Origin of the sequence: Pseudomonas palmensis (assembly GCF_017848315.1) — a bacterium.
GTDB classification, from domain to species: Bacteria; Pseudomonadota; Gammaproteobacteria; order Pseudomonadales; family Pseudomonadaceae; genus Aquipseudomonas; species Aquipseudomonas palmensis.
On sequence record NZ_JAFKEC010000039.1, the window covers coordinates 20614 to 36140 of the forward strand.

Here is a 15527-nt window from a genome sequence, read left to right on the forward strand (position 1 = left end):
AGGGTTACGCTGTGAGTTCCAGCGGGTGAGCGGCAAACCAGGCCTTGGCCTGTTCGGGAATCACGCCGATCCCCAGGTGCGTCTTGACCCGCAGGCCGCGCACTTCGCCCTGGTGGTCGAGGGCGCGCATGCAGCTGTTGGGGAACAGCTGGCGCTGCACCAGGCGCGCCAGCGTTGCCGCATGCCCGAACGGGGCGACGAAGTCGTTTATCCACAGGCGTTCGCCGCTGTTCCAGTCGGCATCGGCCATCTCGACAGGCGAGCGCTCGATGTAGCGCTGCTCGGCGGCGCCGTCGAGGTTGAGCCAGGACAGGTAGAACACCGGCTTGCCGGCCTCGCTGCCGAGCACGAACTGGCGGTGCTTGAGCGCCGGCAGCAACAGGGTGGCCAGGCTGTGCAGCGGTGCGTCGCGGTGAGCTGTGGAGTGCATCCACAGCCAGGTGGCCGAGCCCAGCACGGTGGCCTCGTTCCAGGGCTCGTCGAAGAGCCCGGGGGCGATGATGTCGAAGCGATCGATACGCATGGCGGGCCTCAGAACGACAAAGAGACAGTGAAGGCACTGGTGATGTTGGCCGTTTCGAAACCGTCGGGCTTCTTCAGCGGCGTACCCCAGGACCAGTCATACGACAGCGCCTTGTAGCCGCCGCGCACCCCTACCACGGCACCGGCCAGGCGCTTGCCCACCAGGTACTCGCTGGAGTGGCCACTGACTTCGCCGTAGTCGACGCCGGTGTACAGCTCCTGGCCGGTATCGCCCAGGGCCAGGCCGATCTCGTTGCGCAGGGTCCAGCCGCGTTCGGCCGAGAGGATGTTCTCGCCGTCGAAGCCGCGCACGGTGTAGCGCCCGCCGATGGAGAAGCGGTCCTGCGGCACCAGCGCCGAGCGGTTCCACTGCGCGCGCCAGCCACCGATGTAGCGCATACGCTGGTTGTAGGCGATGAAGGGCACCTGCAGCTGGGCATCGGCACTGATGATCTTGGAGCGCGAGGTGCCTTCGCCGGTGAGTTCTTCTGGCGCCTGCAGTGCGCCGTGGGCACCGGTGCCGCGGCGGTAGCCCGCGCTCAGGTCGAGGGTGGAGGCGCCGATGAATTCGCGGTGGCTCAGGCCGGCTTCCCAGCCGGCCATGCGCCGGCGCTGCAGCTGGATTTCAGTGTCGTCGATGAAGTTTTCCGAGGTACGCGTCCACAGGCTGCCCCAGGCCGTGGTCTTGCGCACCGCATCGCGGTACAGCAGGCGCGACAGGCGCAGCTCGTTGTTGCGGGTTTCGCCGCGGTACTGGTAGGTCTCGTTCTCGCCGGCCACCTGCTGGTGGTAGTCGTACTCGCTGGTGGTGAAGCCCAGCAGCCAGTAGCCGAACGGCAGCGAGTAGTGCAGCGTGTTGCCCTTGGAGCCGCGATTGCCCGACTCGCCGCCGCCCAGGTCGTGGGTGGCGCTGGCGTAGAACAGGTCGTTGAGCGAGAGGATGTTGTCCAGCGACAACGCCAGGTTGCCCTGGTACTTGCCGGTGGTCTTGCTGCCGGAGTTATCCACAGACAGGCTGAGCCGCGCCGGGAAGGCCTGGCGCCAGGCGATCACGATGTCGCTCTCGCCGGGGCCGGCGTCGCGGGCCTGGGCCGGGGCGATCTGGATGTCGGCTTCGGCGGTGGGTACGCGCTTGAAGTTCTCCAGGGCCTGTTCGATGTCGCGCAGGTTGAGCAGGTCGCCCGAGTGCGCCGGCAGCGCGTTCCAGGCATTGGCGCGCGAGCTGGTGCCTTCGGCGAAGCGGATGTCGCGGATACGCCCGGGAATCAGGGTCAGGGTCAGTTCGCCGCTGTTGAGGTCCTGGGCCTGGGCCAGCACGCGGGTGGTGACGTAGCCTTTTTCGATGATCGCGTTCTGGATGCGCTTCATGGTCAGGTTGATGCCGGCGCTGCCCAGGCAGCGCCCGGTGGCCGGGTCATTCTTGGGGTTGGCGGCGCGCAGCGCCCACTGGAAGCGCTCGGCCGCATCACCCACCAGGCGCAGTTGGCGGATGGGGAAGCACGGGGTTTCGTTGGCGGGCAGGCGGCCGTCGCCTTCATCGGCCAGCGGTGCTTCGAGGCGCACGTCGGGGCGTGCTTCGAGCTGCTCGCGCTGCACCCGCTCGCGGTCGCGCTGGCGCAGCAGCTCGGCATTCGGGTCGGCGGCGTGTGCGGCGGTGCCGGCACCGGCGGCCCAGGCAGCGAGGGCCAGCAGCAGTGCAGCGGGAGTGGGGCGCGAGGTGCTGACGAAGCAGTGGGCAACACGTGTCGTCAACGCCCGGCAATGGGCGATCGGCAGCATGGCACATCCTTGTGGGCCGGAATTCTAGGGGGAGTGTTATCGGGGGGCGGAGCGTTGTGCGCGGCTGAATGTTCAAGCCTGCTGTGAGGGACGGTGATTTGTCCTACAACCTCTTCCGCACCGCTCTGACGGGGATATCGCGAGAAAGTTGCAACGGGGTGTGGGAAACGTGATGGGGTTCAAGGTTTTGCAGGGGATGGCAACAGATGCGACCTCACAAGGTGCCAGCCGCGCGGCGCTTCGCCGGCAAGGCCGGCTCCTGCATCGATTGCAACGCGCCATGGCCTGCAGGATCGGCGTTGCCAGCCTTGTTCGCTCGGTGTCAGGTCTTCAGAAGCTCGCGCGGATGCCCGCGTACAAGGTCCGACCTGGGCCCGGCTCGTAGTAACGGGCGCCTGTGTCGTTGATGCGCAGGTTGTCGTAGTAACGCCGGTCAGTCAGGTTATCCACACCCACGTACGGTTCCAGCTCCTGGCCCTGAAGCTTGAGTACCGTGCCCACGCGCAGGTTGAACAAGGCATTGCCCGCCACCCGCGCCTCATTGGCGTTGTCCGCATACTGCGGGCCATAGGCGTTCATGTTGACCCGTGCATAGAACGCATCCGACTCGTAGCCCACCTCGGTGAACAAGGTCTGCCGGGGAATGCCCGGCAGACGGTTGTCGTCATAGCCCTCGAAACGGGTGTAGTGGTAGTCGTTGTAGCTGTAGGCCATCGACAGGCGCCAGTTATCCACAGGGCGGTATTCGCCACTCAACTCGAAGCCGTCACGCCGCGATTTGCCGGCGTTGCTGTAGGTGTTGCCGCGGTCGGTGCTCTGCGCCACCAGTTCGTCCTTGAGCAGGATGCTGTACACCACCGCCTCCAGGCGCAGGTCGTCCCACTCGCCCTTCACACCCAGCTCGCGGGTCAGCGCCCGCGCCGGTTGCAGCCCGGTGTTGAAGCCGCCTGCGGTCGGGTTGCTCAGTTCGTTGAGGGTGGGGGTCTCGAACGAGGTGGCCACCCGCGCATACGCCATGGTGTGCTCGGTAAGGCGGTAGCTCAGGCCGGCACTGTAGTTGAAGTCTTCGAAACGCTGCGCATCGGAGGCGTCGCCGTCGCTCGGGAAGCGGTCGTCGACCGACTGGCGCGTGGCGTCATAGCGTCCGCCCAGGGTCAGTTGCAGACGCTCGGTGAGGTCGATGCTGTCCTGCACGTACAGCCCATAGCCACCGGCCTTTTCGCGTTGGCGCAGGGTGAGGTTGCCGGTGTGACCACCGACTTCGTTGTTGTGCCGCTCGCGGTCGTCGCGCTGCTGCTCGATGTCGATGCCGGTGGTGAGCTGATGACCCAGGCCGAACCAGTTGGCCAGGTGCGTGTACTGCCCGCCGACACCGGCAAACAGGCGTTCGTAGGTGGTCTGCCCGCCCGCGCGCAGCGGCAGCCGGTTGCCGAAGTCACGCCGGCCCAGCCAGGTACGCAGCTGGTAGCTGTCGGTGTCGCTCAGCTGGCTGGTCCAGTTGACCGCCAGGCGTTGCTGGTTCATCTGTTCGTCGGAGTCGAACAGCAGGCTCTGCGGGCGCGCCTGGCTGCGCTTGTCGCGCACCTGCGCGAGGGTCAGGGCGCCAGGGTCTTCGGAGCGGTTGTCGAGGGCCTGGAAGGTTACCCCCAGCACGCCGGCATCGGCCTGCCAGCGCAGCTTGCCGGTGAGATTGCGCGCTTCGGAGGCGGCGTGATCGCGGTAGCCGTCCATGTTGGTGACGTTGAGCGCCAGCAACCCGCCAAGGTTGCCGGAGGTGCCACTGGTTTCGGCACGCACGCGGCGATAGCCGTCGGCACCGCCACCCACGTCCACGAGGGTGCGCGGCTCCAGCGAGGGCTCGCGGGTGGTGATCGCCAGTACGCCGCCGGCACCGTTGCCGTACAGGGTGGAAGCCGAGCCGCGGATCACTTCGATGTTTTCCACCAGGCTCAAGTCGACACCGTCCATCTCGGTCTGGCCATCGGGCATGGTCAACGGCACGCCGTCGACCAGTACGCGGATGCCGCGCATGCCGAAGCTGGAGCGGGCACCAAAGCCGCGAATCGACAGGCGCATGCCCTGGGCCATGTTGTAGCGGCTTTGCGGCACCGCACCGGGCACCGCCATCAGCAGGCTGTCGAGGGTCAGCATCTGTTCGCCGGGCTTGTCGGCGACGCTCACCGAGCTGACGGCGGCCGGGGTCTGCAACCATTCGGAGGTCACGCGGGTGGAGGTAACTTCCAGCGGCGCCAGGTCGACACTGTCGGCGCTCGCGGAGCCCGCGCCAAGCAACAGGAAGGTGAGGACGGTGGGCCGCCTTGGCAACATGGTGACTCCTTGAAGGTGGCCGCCGGCTACACACTGTGCCGACGTTTTTGGGGGTTCGTTATAACGCAGATGCCGGGTCGGCAAAACTGTCCAATAGTACCGCCAGCTCCGACCATAGCTGCGGGTCGTCGCTGCAGGCGACGTTGAAGCGCATGCACTGCAACAGGCCGGGCTCGGGGCCGAACAGGCTGCCCGGCCCCAGCAGCACATCCCGCGCCAGGCCTGCACGGGCCAGGGCCTGGGCGTCGCAACCGGGGGGCAGCCGCACCCAGATGAACAGGCCGCCGGCATACCCCTGCAGCGGCTCGCAGCCCAGCGCCCGCAGGCGCTGCTCGACGCGCCCGGCCGCCTCCTGCAGGCGCAGTTGCAGGCGCTTGCGGTGCTTGTCGTAACTGCCATCGGTGAGCAGCTGGTCGACCACCTGCTCCAGCAGTTCGGAGGTAATGCCGCCGCTCATCAGCTTCATGTGGGTGAGGCTGGCGGCCAGTTGCGGCGCGGCCACCACATAGCTGACCCGGGCGTTGGCACTGAGGGTCTTGGAGAACCCGGACAGGTACGTCACCTGCTCCAGGCCCGCCAGCGCCGCCAGGCGGGCCGGCGCCTGCGGGTGCAGGTCGGCGTAGAGGTCATCCTCGATGACATGGCAGTCGTACTGACGCGCCAGCTGCAACAGCGCGAACGCCTGGCCCGCAGTGAACGAGTGCCCGGTGGGGTTGTGCAGCACGCTGGTGGTCAGGTACAGCCTGGGCCGGTGCTGCGCCAGCAGCTGTTCGAAACGCGCCAGGTCGAGGCCCTCGGCGGTGCGCTGCACGGTGACGATGCGCGCGCCGTGCAGGGCCAGGTTGGCGTGGAAGTTGAAATAGCACGGGCTGTCGAGCACCACGCAATCGCCCGGGCGCAGCATCACCCGCAGCAGCATGTCCAGCGCCTGCACGGTGTTGCTGGTGGTGACGATCTGCTCCAGCGGCGCGGCGATGCCCTGGCCGAGCAGGCGCGTCTGCAGGGTCTGGCGCAGCGCCAGGTAACCGGCCGGCGTACCGTAGCCGCCAATGCGCAGGCGCGTGGAGCGGGCCACGGCGCGCAATGCCTGGCGCAGGTTGCCGGGCTCCAGCCAGTCGGGCGGCAGGTGCCCGCTGCCGGGGCGCAGGCTGTTGTCATCGGCCAGCAGTGAGCGGCGCAGCACGCTGGCCAGGTCCTGCGGCAGCCAGTCGGTGTCGCCCCCCGGCACCCTCGGCGCGTGACGGCTGGCGACAAAGTGCCCGCGGCCCTGGCTGGAGGTGATCAGGTTGCGGGCACGCAGGCGGTCCAGCGCTTCGATCACGGTGAACTTGCTCACGCCCAGTTGCGCGGTCAGTTCGCGCACCGGCGGCAGGCGACTGCCCGCCGGCAGCTCGCCGGCCTCGATGGCACGCGCCCAGGCTTCGGCGATCTGCTGGACCTTGGGTGTTCCGGGGCAGAACTCGATGACGGGCAGCATGCAGGTCTCCACAGGTTTACCGGTAATCCTACCAGTAAAGTCGGGCGCGATTGCCCGCTGCTTGGCCTGCCCGCAGCGTGGCCCGCGCTCTAGACTGCGGCCTTTGCACTGTGAGCACTGCCCCATGAGCCTCGGCCTGACGCCCTCCTCTTTCGGTTACTTCGTGGTGTTCTGCGCCAGCATGACCTTCAGCCCCGGGCCGATGACCCTGCTGTTGCTGAGCCTGGGCCTCAAGGCCGGCCTGCGCCAGTCGCTGCCGGCGCAACTGGGCGCCAGCGTGGCCTACCTGCTGTCGATTCTGGTGTTTGCACTGGGCTTTTCGGCGCTGATCCAGGGCTACCCGCTGGTGCGCCAGCTGATCCAGGCCCTGGGGGTCGCGTATGTGCTGTACCTGGCCTGGCGGCAGTGGACCAGTACCGGGCTGGCGCTGGGCGATAGCGGCGGGCCGGCGCTGGAGGGTTTCCGGGCGCTGTTCGCCAGGGGCCTGCTGACCGGGCTGTCCAACCCCAAGAGCATCCTGATGTTCAGCGCGGTGTTCCCGCAGTTTGCCAGCCACACCCGCGACATCGCCGTGCTCGGCCTGACCTTCCTGCTGCTGCAGTTTGCCAGCGGCTGCCTGTACTGCTATTTCGGCCAGCGCATCCGTCATGTGCTGCAGCAGCCGGCGCGTCGGCGCCTGCTGCAACGGGCCACGGCGGTGCTGCTGACAGGCGTGGCGTTGATGCTGATGCGCGGTTTCGACGGAGCATGACGTTTTTCAATCGGCCCCATGGCGTTTTCAACCTTGCCGAGTGGGCATCCGTGCACGATTCTTAGGGGATAGGCATCGCCGCTTATCCACCGCCGAGGCTGCACATGAAAACCGTGAAAGAGCTGCTCAATACCAAAGAAGAAAAACACCATGCGGTACACACCATCAGGTCGCACCAGACGGTGCTCGAGGCGCTGATGGTGATGGGCGAGAAGAACGTCGGCGCCTTGCCGGTGGTCGATGACGGCCAGGTGGTCGGGATCATCAGCGAGCGTGACTACGCCCGCAAGATGGTGCTCAAGGGGCGTTCGTCGGTGGGCACGCCGGTACGCGACATCATGAGCGCACCGGTGGTCACGGTAGACCCGCACCAGAGCGTGGAGGTGTGCATGAACCTGATGACCAACAGCCATCTGCGCCATCTGCCGGTGGTGGAGAACGGCCAACTGATCGGTCTGCTGTCGATTGGCGACCTGGTCAAGGCGGCGATTGCCGAACAGGCCAACCTGATCCTGCAACTGGAGCAGTACATCCGCGGCGAATGAACCTCAGCGGTATTCGCCCTCCAGCTCGTCGAGCTGGTGGTCGAAGCTGCGCAGGCGCGCCGACCAGGTGTACACCAGCACTTCGAGATCGCGGTTGAGCACGGCGCTGCCGCGCCCGGCACTCTGCTGCGAGTCGCACAGGTCGAGCTGGTAGCGTTCGCGGGCCATGGCCGTGGCCACGCTGGAAAGTTCGCGGGCGTTGTTCAGCCAGTAGCGGTGGCGCCCGCGGGTCTGCTGGTCGAGCTGCTGGCACTGGCGCTTGAGGGCTTCGAGGCTCTGTTCGAGCGGGGTGCCTTCAAGCTCGCCCATCACTTCCTGAAAAGTGCGCCCCGGCTGCCAGTAGCTGCCCCAGAAGTAGCGGTCGAATACGGTTTCGACCCGGCGCAGGGCAACCTTGGTGTTCCAGATGGCCACCAGGGTGCGGCCCTGCTCTAGCTGGCGCTTGCGCACCTTGAGCTGCTGCCAGCTGCTCCAGGCCAGGGCCGTGAGGGCCAGCGCCGCAATCACGGCGGCGGCCGCGTACATGAAGTGCATGGCCTCCACCAGCTGGTAGAGCTGGCGAACGCCGTAGAAATAGCCGGTGCTCAGCAGGCCCAGGGCGGTCACGGCCGCCCAGAAGCCGGGTGCGTAGGGATCTTTCATTGGCGCCATCCCCTTATTGTTTTTCTGAGCATAGCAACGCCAACTGCAGGTACAGGTGCCGCTCAGCGCTTATTTGCGGGGATTGCGCAGCGCCTCGTTGAGCTGGTCGAACTGAACGGCCCAGTCGGCATCCTCCAGAATCGCCTCCTTGAGGAATTCGCGCTGTGCCGGCGTCCAGAACGGCGCATCCACCAGCTTGATGTCGCCCTTGAGCGGCGAGTGGCTGGTGATGAACTGGTCGATGCCTTTGGGATCATCGGGCAGGCCAAGCTGCTTGAACAGGGCGCTAAAGCTGTGGGTAGGTGCTTCCATGGGTCACTCCTTCTGGACGTCAGGCCGGGTTGAATGGGGTAGACAGCGCACAGGTCGTTCGAGGTCAGTCGGGTTGGCGTTTAATTTCACCGCCGGTCCCGACCGCTGGAGTTTAGTCGCTGCAGTTGCGGTACATGCAGACGTTCCGATGCCGATGGCGTCGCTCAAGGGTGGGTGGGGGCCGCTTTGCGGCCCAATCGCGGGTCAAGCCCGCTCCCACAAGGATCACCGCTGCCCATGTGGGAGCGGGCCAGAATGGCCTTGCAAGATAGCGGTTGCTACCAGCCGCCGCCCAGCGCCAGGAACAAGCCGATCTGCCCCATCGCGACCTGGGTATTGGCCGCCGCCAGCTGCGCACGCATGTCGGTGTAGGTGCGCGTGGCCTGCAGGTCGGCCAGGAACGATTCACGCCCGGCCTTGAAGAACCGGTGGGTCTGGTCGGCCGCCAGTTGCGCCGAGCGCTCGGCCTCGGCCAGCGCGTCGCGCCGGTCAAGCAGCGCGCTGTACTGCGCCAGGCTGGTCTGGGTCTCGCGGATGGCGTTGAGCACCACCCCGTCGAAATGCGCCAGCGCCGCCTGGGTCGAGGCCTCGGCCTGGCGAATGCGTGCCCGCGAACCATTGGTGGGCACGGTCCAGGTCAGCAGCGGACCAAAGCCCCAGCGGTTGGTCGCCGGCTTGCCCAGGTTCTCGAGGATGCCGATGGTGCCCACCTGCGCGCCGATGCTGATGTCCGGGTACAGTTGCCCGGTGGCCACGCCGATGCCGGCAGTGGCCGCCGCCAGGCTGCGTTCGGCCTGGCGGATGTCGGGGCGGCGCTTGAGCAGCGCGGCGCCATCGCCCACCGGCACACGTTGCGCGATGTGCGGCAGCTCGGCGCAGTGCGCGGTACCCGCCGGCAGTTGCTCGACCGGCTTGGCCAGCAGCATCGACAAGGTGTACAGGCCCGCCTCGCGCATGGCCTGGTAACGCGGCAGTTCGGCGCGCAGCGACTTGAACTGGGTCTCGGTGCGCGTCACCTGGGTTTCGTCACCGCGCCCGGCATCGCGCAGGCGCTGGGTGAGGGTCACGCTCTGCTCCTGCAGGTCCAGCGAGGCCCGTGCGATGTGGTATTCCTCGTTGGCCGCGCACACCTGGGTGTAGGCCCGCACCACATCCGCCACCAGGGTGATGCGGGCGGTGTCGGCGGCAGCCTGGGTGGCGTCGGCGTGGGCCTGGGCGGCCTCGACGCCGCGCTTGAGCGTGCCCCACAGGTCGAACTGGTACGAGGCGCTGAGGATCGCCTCGCCGATGTTGGCCACCGGCACCTTGTCGGGTTGCAGAAAGGCTTCGCCGGACTCCTGCAGGCGCTGCGCACCCAGCTTGACCCCGCCATTGAACCCGCCCTGGGCCTCGGCCTCCTCGACCTGTGCCCGCGCCCGCGCGATGTTCGCCGCGGCCACGCGCAGTTCGGTGTTGGCGGCCAGCGCCTGGTTGACCAGCGCGTCGAGGCGCGGGTCCTGGTAGAGGTGCCACCAGTTGGCGGGCACCGGTGCCGAGACCACGCTGTCGGCGTCGCTGCGCAGCGCGCCCTGCAGGTCGCCGCGATTGACCGCCGCCTCCTTGGGCACGCTGTAGTCGGGCCCGACCATCTGGCAGGCCGACAGCAGCAACCCTGCGCCCAGCAGCGCAAAGCGTTTCATCGGGCGGCATCCTCGATGATCGACACCGTGGCAGTACGCCCGGCGATCATGCGAAAGTTTTCCGGCACCTCGTCGAATGCGATGCGCACCGGTATGCGCTGTGCCAGGCGCACCCAGCTGAAGGCCGGGTTGACGTTGGGCAGCAGGTTGGCGCCACTGCTGCGGTCACGGTCCTCGATGCCTGCGGCGATGCTCTGCACGCGACCGCGCAGGCGCGCGTCGTCGCCCATCACGCGGATATCCACGGCCTGGCCGATATGGATGCCGCCCAGCTTGGTCTCTTCGAAATAGCCATCGACGTGGTAGGAGTTGCTGTCGACCACCGACAGCACCGGGCGCCCGGCGCTGACGAACTCGTGGGCGCGCGGGGCGCGGTCGTTGAGGTAGCCGTCGACCGGGCTGCGTACCACCGAACGGTCGAGGTTCAGCTGCGCCGCGTCCACCGCCACCTGCGCCTCGGCCAGGGCCGATTGCGCGCGGGCCTGGCGCGACTGGCTTTCTTCGAGCTGCTCCTGCGCCACCAGGTTGCCCAGGCCACGGTTGCGGCGCGCCTCGCGCTGCGCCTGGGCCAGGGTTTCACGGCGTTCGGCCAGGGTCGCCTGGGCCTGGCGCAGGGCCAGGTGAAAGCGGTCCTGGTCGATGCTGAACAGCACGTCGCCGCGCTTGACCACCTGGTTGTCGCGTACCGACACCTGCTGGATCAGCCCGGACACATCGGGGGCGATCTGGATCACGTCGGCGCGGATGTGGCCGTCGCGGGTCCAGGGGGCGAACATGTAGTACAGCACCATCTGCCACACCAGCACGGTTGCCAGCGATACCACCAGCAGGGTCAGGACCACGCGGCCCAGGGTCAGTAAAGGTTTTTTCATGGCAGCATCAGGCTTCGGCAAAAGTGGTCGACCGTGCCCAGCAGCACGGCGTAGAGAGCAACGTTGAACAGCGCCCGGTGCCAGACCAGGCGGTAGAAGTGCAGGCGCGTGAGTACCGCGTGCACCCCCAGGAACAGCACATAGGTGAAGACCATCATCACCAGCAGCGTGGGCAGAAATACCCCGCTGATATCCAGTTCACCGATCACAGGGGGGCTCCATCGATGCCGTAGGGCAGTTGCGGTTGATCGTCGGACGGTTCCAGCACCACCTCCACCCCCGGCAGCAGCGCCAGGCGCAGGCCGCTCAGGGCATGCAGCAGGTGCACGCGGGTTTCCCCGCAGTCGGCCATGGCCTCAAGGTTCAGGGCATGCCGCGCACGCTCCATGCTGCGCAGCAGGTCGGCCGGCGCATGCAGGCGGCGGCGGGCCTTGAGGCACGCCTGAAAGTGCGCACCCACCTCAGCGATCACCTGCGCCAGCGCCGCCTGTGCCGGCGGCGTGGCCCGTGGCATGTAGGCCAGCAGGTCGAGCAGGTTGAGCCCCACGCGCAGGTCGCGCAGCGCGCTGTTGGTGTCCTGGCCGGTCTGGGTCAGGCGCGGCAGGTGCTGCATCAGGCGGTCGAGCATCTGCACGCCGAGGCGCCGGTGTTCGGCCAGGCTGGCCGGGCGGGTCATGCCGACGATGTCGTGCCAGCTGAAGCGGGTCAGGCGCTTGGCCGCCAGCTCCACGCCGAACGGGCGCACCACCAGGGTCCAGATGAAGGCGAACAGCAACCCCACCGGGCCGGCCAGGTTGGCGTTGGCAAAGGTCAGGAAGTCCGCGTCGTAGGCGCCCTGGATGCTGATGAACGAGGCGGTGTTGACGATGGTGAGCAAGGTGCCCAGGTAGAAGCGCGGCTGCACGGTGAGGGTGCCGACGCAGATGAACGGCACGGCGAACGCCAGTACCAGCATCGGGAAGTCATGCAGGTTGGGCAGCACCAGGAACAGGTAGAGGCTGGCGAACACCACCGACAGGGTGGTCCAGAAGAAGAACCGGTAGATCTGCGGCGCGGGATCGTCCATGGCCGCGAAGAAACTGCACGCCACCGCCGCGAGGATCACGGCGCTGGCGCCGTCGGGCCAGCCGAGCAGTATCCACAGCGCGGTGGCGGCGAGGATCGCGGTGAAGGTGGAGAACACCGAGTAGAGCATCAGCCCACGGTCGAAGAACGGCGTCAGGCGGCCCAGGCGCCAGTGCCGGTACACCGCGCGCCAGGGCGACAGGTCTTCGTCGCGGATGGCGTGCTGCAGGCTGCAGCAGTCCTGCCACAGGTCGATCCATTCGCCTAGCCGGTAGAGGGCATTGGACAGCAGCAGGCCGGGGCGCTCGTCGAGGGCGGCGACACTCGGTTGCAGGCGTTCGAGCTGCTCGCGCAGGGCCGTCCAGCGCGCCACCGAGGCGTCTTCGGCGCTGGCCTGCAACCAGCTGCGGGCCTGCTCCAGCAAGCCTTGCAGTTGCGCCGCCTGGGCCGGGGCGCGGCCTTCGAGGGCCAGCAGCGCGTCGTCGAGGGCGTCGATCACCGGGAACAGGTGGATCATGCGCCCGCGCAGCTCGCGGGCATTCTTGACCGTCTGCGGCCGCGCGCCCTCGTGGGACAGCTGGCCGATCATCATCTCCAGCGAGTTGAAGGTGGTGACCATCGAGGCGCGCAGCCCGCCCACGGTTTCGGGCGTGGCCTGGCGGGCAAGAAAGGTGTCGCAGTAGCGGATCGCCTCGGCGAACCAGTTGCCGGTGGCGCCGACCACCACCGGGGTGAGCCGGCGCGGCCAGAAGATCGCCCCGACCACCGCCGCGCAGACGATGCCCAGGCAGATTTCCTGGGCCCGCGAGGAGGCGATGTCGAATACCGCCAGCGGGTTGTCCACCACCGGCAGGGCGATCATCGGCAGGGTGTAGCCGGCCAGCATCAGCGCGTAGCTGTTGGCGGTGCGCAGGTGCAGCGAGAGAAACAGCAGGGTGCCGGTCCACAGGGCGATGGCGCAGGTGAGCAGCAACGGGGTCTGTACCAGCAGCGGCACCAGGAACACCGCCCCCGCCGCGCCCAGCAGTGTACCCAGGGCGCGGTACAGGGCCTTGGAGCTGGTGGGCCCGACGAACGGGCTGGAGACGATGTAGACCGTGGCCATCGCCCAGTAGGGGCGCGGCAGTTGCATGAGCAGGGCGATGTACAGGGCGATCATCGACGCGGCGAAGGTGCGCACGCCGTAGAACCAGTCCCGCGCCGGCGGCATGGAGCTGAAGAAGTCCTTCATGAAGGCACGCCCGGCGAGCGCTGCGCGGCGTCTTCGAAGGCGCGCACCACACGCAGCGCCGCTTCGAGGTCGGCGGGCGGGATGTCGTGCAGCACCTGGCGGCGCAGGCGCACCAGCTCGGCCTCGATCGCCTCGGCCAGCTCGCGCCCGCGCGGGGTCAGGCTCAGGGCCTTGGCGCGGCGGTCACCGGGGGCTTCGCTGCGGCATACGAAACCGGCGCTGCACAGCTGGTCGAGCAGGCGTACCAGCGACGGGCTTTCAAGCCCTGCGGCCTGGGCCACCGCCACCTGGTGCACGCCGTCGCCCAGGCGCACGATCATCAGCAGTGGTACCGCGCAGGCTTCGGAGATGCCGTAGCCGACCAGCGTGGCCTGGCAGATGCGCCGCCAGTGACGGCTGGCCGCGACCATGCCGCTGCTGATGTTCAGTTGCAGTGCATCAAGATTCATGGGCAAGGTGTCGAGATTCATAGTTTGCTAACTATCAATGTTCTTCGATCAACGCCCCGGGCGTCAATAGCGGCAATGCGGCATCCGTCGGCCGAGGTCAGCGCCGGTACTGGTCTTCGTGTTTCAGGGTCAGCGCCCGCGGGCTGCCCAGGCTGATCGCCCGGTCGCGCCAGAACAGATAGCGCATGGGGTTGCCGGCCACGCTGAAATGCATGGCCAGTTCCTCGGCCGCCGGCATCACCCCCGCTGCGGCCGCCAGCTCCAGCCAGTACACGGCGAGCCTGGCATCGGCCCGCACCTGCTGGCCATGCAGGAGGCGGTAGCCGATCTCGAACCGGCAGCGCCCATCGCCGCGCTGGGCGCCCTGCATGAACCAGTCGTAGGCGCGCTGCGGATCGACCTGCCAGGTTTGCAGGTGGGTATCGCAGATCTCTTCTTCGTAGAGGTCGCCCAGCGCCGCGGCGGCTTCGTCCAGGCCGCGCTCGAAGGCCTGCCGGTAGCACTCGGCGGCGCTGGCGTAGGCGATGGTCACGCCCTTGCCGAAATAGTGCTGCTGGCCCAGGTTGTACCAGGCCACCGCACTGCCCTGCAGCGCCGCCATGCGCAGCAGGCGCCCGGCCAGGGCCGGTTCGGCACGCCAGTACTTGCCGTTGAGCCATACCCAGCCGAGGTCGTTGAGAGCCACCACGCTGCCATCCAGGGCCTGCTGGCGCAGGTCGGCATACACCGCCTGCAGGTCGACGGCTTCGTCCAGGCGGTTGACCAGGCAGAAGCCCCTGCCGAGCACCGCACGCTGGGCCGGCATGCCGATGCCGGCCGTGTGGCGCTGGGTCTGCCCGCCCGGATCGGGGGCGATCACCCTGGGCAACAGCCGCGCGAGCAGTGGGTAGATGGTGCTGGCAGCAGACAACGGTTCATCCCTGACTGACCGGTGGGTGGCCCATGCCACCCTGTGAGGCAAGCCTAGACAAGGACGCGCACTTTTGTCGCCCCGATGCGCTCAGCGCTGCATGCCCCAGCGCCGTACTGTGACGCGCTCGAGGGTATTGAACACCAGGCTCTCGACCAGCAGGCCGATGAGGATCACCACGGCCAGGCCGGCGAACACCTTGTCGGTGTACAGCTCGTTGCGGTTCTGGAAGATGTACCAGCCCAGCCCGCCCTTGCCGCTGGTGGCACCGAACACCAGTTCGGCGGCGATCAGGGTGCGCCAGGCGAACGCCCAGCCGATCTTGAGCCCCGACAGGATCGACGGCAGCGCCGCCGGAATCAGGATGTGCACCACCAGACGCAAGCCGCGCAGCCCGTAGTTGCGCCCGGCCATGCGCAGGGTTTCGGACACACCCATGAAGCCGGCATAGGTGTTGAGCGCCAGCGCCCACAGCACCGAGTGCACCAGCACGAAGATCAGGCTGTTGTCGCCCAGACCGAACCACAGCAGCGCCAGCGGCAGCAGGGCAATGGCCGGCAGCGGGTTGAACATCGAGGTCAGGCTGCTGAGCAGGTCGCGGCCGATCTGGGTCGACACGGCCAGGCTGGTGAGCCCGAAGGCCAGCACGATGCCCAGCAGGTAGCCCTTGAGCAGCACCACCAGCGACACCCCGACCTTGGCCGGCAGTTCGCCGCTGAGCAGGCCGTCGTACAGCGCCGCGGCGGTTTGCAGGAAGCTGGGCAGCAACAGGTCGTTGCCCTGATAGCGCGCCACGGCTTCCCAGGCCAGCGCCAGCAGGATCAGGATCAGGCTCTTGCGCAGCCAGCCCTGTTGCCACAGGCGCTGGCCCAGGGGCAGCTCGCGTTCCAGCGGTACGCTGAGCAGGGGTTCAAGGGTGACTTCGTACTCCTGACGCGGAGCCGGTGCAGAGGTGGTCATCGGTG

Annotated in this window: 15 protein-coding genes; 2 read left to right on the top strand and 13 right to left on the bottom strand. The window is 67.6% G+C overall.

All coding sequences use genetic code 11. The annotated features are described in order from the left end of the window. Positions 1–4 precede the first annotated feature (4 nt). From JZZ72_RS18835 to JZZ72_RS18850, 4 genes are all read right to left on the bottom strand, one after another. On the bottom strand, positions 5–523 hold the full coding sequence (locus tag JZZ72_RS18835; RefSeq protein WP_210014892.1) for a toxin-activating lysine-acyltransferase: 519 nt from the start codon (positions 521–523) through the stop codon (positions 5–7). 8 nt (positions 524–531) lie between these two features. After that, on the bottom strand, positions 532–2301 hold the full coding sequence (locus JZZ72_RS18840; RefSeq protein WP_210014893.1) for a ShlB/FhaC/HecB family hemolysin secretion/activation protein: 1770 nt from the start codon (positions 2299–2301) through the stop codon (positions 532–534). A 330-nt stretch (positions 2302–2631) separates the two neighbouring features. Further along, positions 2632–4629, bottom strand: a complete 1998-nt coding sequence (locus JZZ72_RS18845; RefSeq protein WP_078481732.1) for a TonB-dependent receptor family protein — start codon at positions 4627–4629, stop codon at positions 2632–2634. A gap of 58 nt (positions 4630–4687) precedes the next feature. Further along, entirely contained in the window at positions 4688–6106 is a 1419-nt protein-coding gene (locus tag JZZ72_RS18850; RefSeq protein ID WP_043861315.1) for an aminotransferase-like domain-containing protein, read from the bottom strand. 124 nt (positions 6107–6230) lie between these two features. On the opposite strand from JZZ72_RS18850, the gene JZZ72_RS18855 reads away from it, so the two are divergent. Together JZZ72_RS18855 and JZZ72_RS18860 are read left to right on the top strand one after the other, a co-directional pair. Next, positions 6231–6857 carry a LysE family translocator gene (locus JZZ72_RS18855; protein WP_043861316.1) on the top strand — a complete coding sequence of 209 codons (627 nt, stop codon included), beginning with the start codon at positions 6231–6233 and terminating at the stop codon, positions 6855–6857. A gap of 104 nt (positions 6858–6961) precedes the next feature. After that, positions 6962–7402 carry a CBS domain-containing protein gene (locus JZZ72_RS18860; protein WP_043861317.1) on the top strand — a complete coding sequence of 147 codons (441 nt, stop codon included), beginning with the start codon at positions 6962–6964 and terminating at the stop codon, positions 7400–7402. A gap of 3 nt (positions 7403–7405) precedes the next feature. On the opposite strand, the gene JZZ72_RS18865 is transcribed toward JZZ72_RS18860, so the two are convergent. From JZZ72_RS18865 to JZZ72_RS18905, 9 genes are all read right to left on the bottom strand, one after another. Next, on the bottom strand, positions 7406–8044 hold the full coding sequence (locus JZZ72_RS18865; RefSeq protein WP_054915884.1) for a hypothetical protein: 639 nt from the start codon (positions 8042–8044) through the stop codon (positions 7406–7408). Positions 8045–8113: 69 nt separating this feature from the next. Next, positions 8114–8356, bottom strand: a complete 243-nt coding sequence (locus JZZ72_RS18870) for a DUF2789 domain-containing protein (protein WP_043861319.1) — start codon at positions 8354–8356, stop codon at positions 8114–8116. A 278-nt stretch (positions 8357–8634) separates the two neighbouring features. Then, a complete protein-coding gene (locus JZZ72_RS18875; protein WP_043861320.1) occupies positions 8635–10035 on the bottom strand; it encodes an efflux transporter outer membrane subunit in 1401 nt (466 codons plus the stop codon). Continuing rightward, complete coding sequence (locus JZZ72_RS18880; protein WP_054915882.1) at positions 10032–10907, bottom strand: efflux RND transporter periplasmic adaptor subunit; 876 nt, start codon at positions 10905–10907, stop codon at positions 10032–10034. Before JZZ72_RS18880 ends, JZZ72_RS18875 begins: the two co-directional genes overlap by 4 nt. Next, entirely contained in the window at positions 10904–11116 is a 213-nt protein-coding gene (locus JZZ72_RS18885) for a DUF1656 domain-containing protein (RefSeq protein ID WP_043861322.1), read from the bottom strand. The genes JZZ72_RS18880 and JZZ72_RS18885 overlap by 4 nt, the downstream gene beginning before the upstream one ends. Then, on the bottom strand, positions 11113–13203 hold the full coding sequence (locus JZZ72_RS18890; RefSeq protein ID WP_210014894.1) for an FUSC family protein: 2091 nt from the start codon (positions 13201–13203) through the stop codon (positions 11113–11115). The genes JZZ72_RS18885 and JZZ72_RS18890 overlap by 4 nt, the downstream gene beginning before the upstream one ends. Next, positions 13200–13652, bottom strand: a complete 453-nt coding sequence (locus JZZ72_RS18895) for a MarR family winged helix-turn-helix transcriptional regulator (RefSeq protein WP_043861339.1) — start codon at positions 13650–13652, stop codon at positions 13200–13202. The genes JZZ72_RS18890 and JZZ72_RS18895 overlap by 4 nt, the downstream gene beginning before the upstream one ends. Before the next feature lie 97 nt (positions 13653–13749). Further along, positions 13750–14562 carry a tetratricopeptide repeat protein gene (locus tag JZZ72_RS18900; protein WP_088513902.1) on the bottom strand — a complete coding sequence of 271 codons (813 nt, stop codon included), beginning with the start codon at positions 14560–14562 and terminating at the stop codon, positions 13750–13752. A 90-nt stretch (positions 14563–14652) separates the two neighbouring features. Beyond that, entirely contained in the window at positions 14653–15522 is an 870-nt protein-coding gene (locus tag JZZ72_RS18905; RefSeq protein ID WP_054915880.1) for an ABC transporter permease, read from the bottom strand. Between the last annotated feature and the right edge of the window lie 5 nt (positions 15523–15527).

Excerpts from the sequence above, each read along its gene's own strand:
- JZZ72_RS18835 (WP_210014892.1), bottom strand. The coding sequence starts at position 523 with ATGCGTATCGATCGCTTCGACATCATCGCCCCCGGGCTCTTCGACGAG.
- JZZ72_RS18840 (WP_210014893.1), bottom strand. The coding sequence starts at position 2,301 with ATGCTGCCGATCGCCCATTGCCGGGCGTTGACGACACGTGTTGCCCAC.
- JZZ72_RS18845 (WP_078481732.1), bottom strand. The coding sequence starts at position 4,629 with ATGTTGCCAAGGCGGCCCACCGTCCTCACCTTCCTGTTGCTTGGCGCG.
- JZZ72_RS18850 (WP_043861315.1), bottom strand. The coding sequence starts at position 6,106 with ATGCTGCCCGTCATCGAGTTCTGCCCCGGAACACCCAAGGTCCAGCAG.
- JZZ72_RS18855 (WP_043861316.1), top strand. The coding sequence starts at position 6,231 with ATGAGCCTCGGCCTGACGCCCTCCTCTTTCGGTTACTTCGTGGTGTTC.
- JZZ72_RS18860 (WP_043861317.1), top strand. The coding sequence starts at position 6,962 with ATGAAAACCGTGAAAGAGCTGCTCAATACCAAAGAAGAAAAACACCAT.
- JZZ72_RS18865 (WP_054915884.1), bottom strand. The coding sequence starts at position 8,044 with ATGAAAGATCCCTACGCACCCGGCTTCTGGGCGGCCGTGACCGCCCTG.
- JZZ72_RS18870 (WP_043861319.1), bottom strand. The coding sequence starts at position 8,356 with ATGGAAGCACCTACCCACAGCTTTAGCGCCCTGTTCAAGCAGCTTGGC.
- JZZ72_RS18875 (WP_043861320.1), bottom strand. The coding sequence starts at position 10,035 with ATGAAACGCTTTGCGCTGCTGGGCGCAGGGTTGCTGCTGTCGGCCTGC.
- JZZ72_RS18880 (WP_054915882.1), bottom strand. The coding sequence starts at position 10,907 with ATGAAAAAACCTTTACTGACCCTGGGCCGCGTGGTCCTGACCCTGCTG.
- JZZ72_RS18890 (WP_210014894.1), bottom strand. The coding sequence starts at position 13,203 with ATGAAGGACTTCTTCAGCTCCATGCCGCCGGCGCGGGACTGGTTCTAC.
- JZZ72_RS18895 (WP_043861339.1), bottom strand. The coding sequence starts at position 13,652 with ATGAATCTTGATGCACTGCAACTGAACATCAGCAGCGGCATGGTCGCG.
- JZZ72_RS18905 (WP_054915880.1), bottom strand. The coding sequence starts at position 15,522 with ATGACCACCTCTGCACCGGCTCCGCGTCAGGAGTACGAAGTCACCCTT.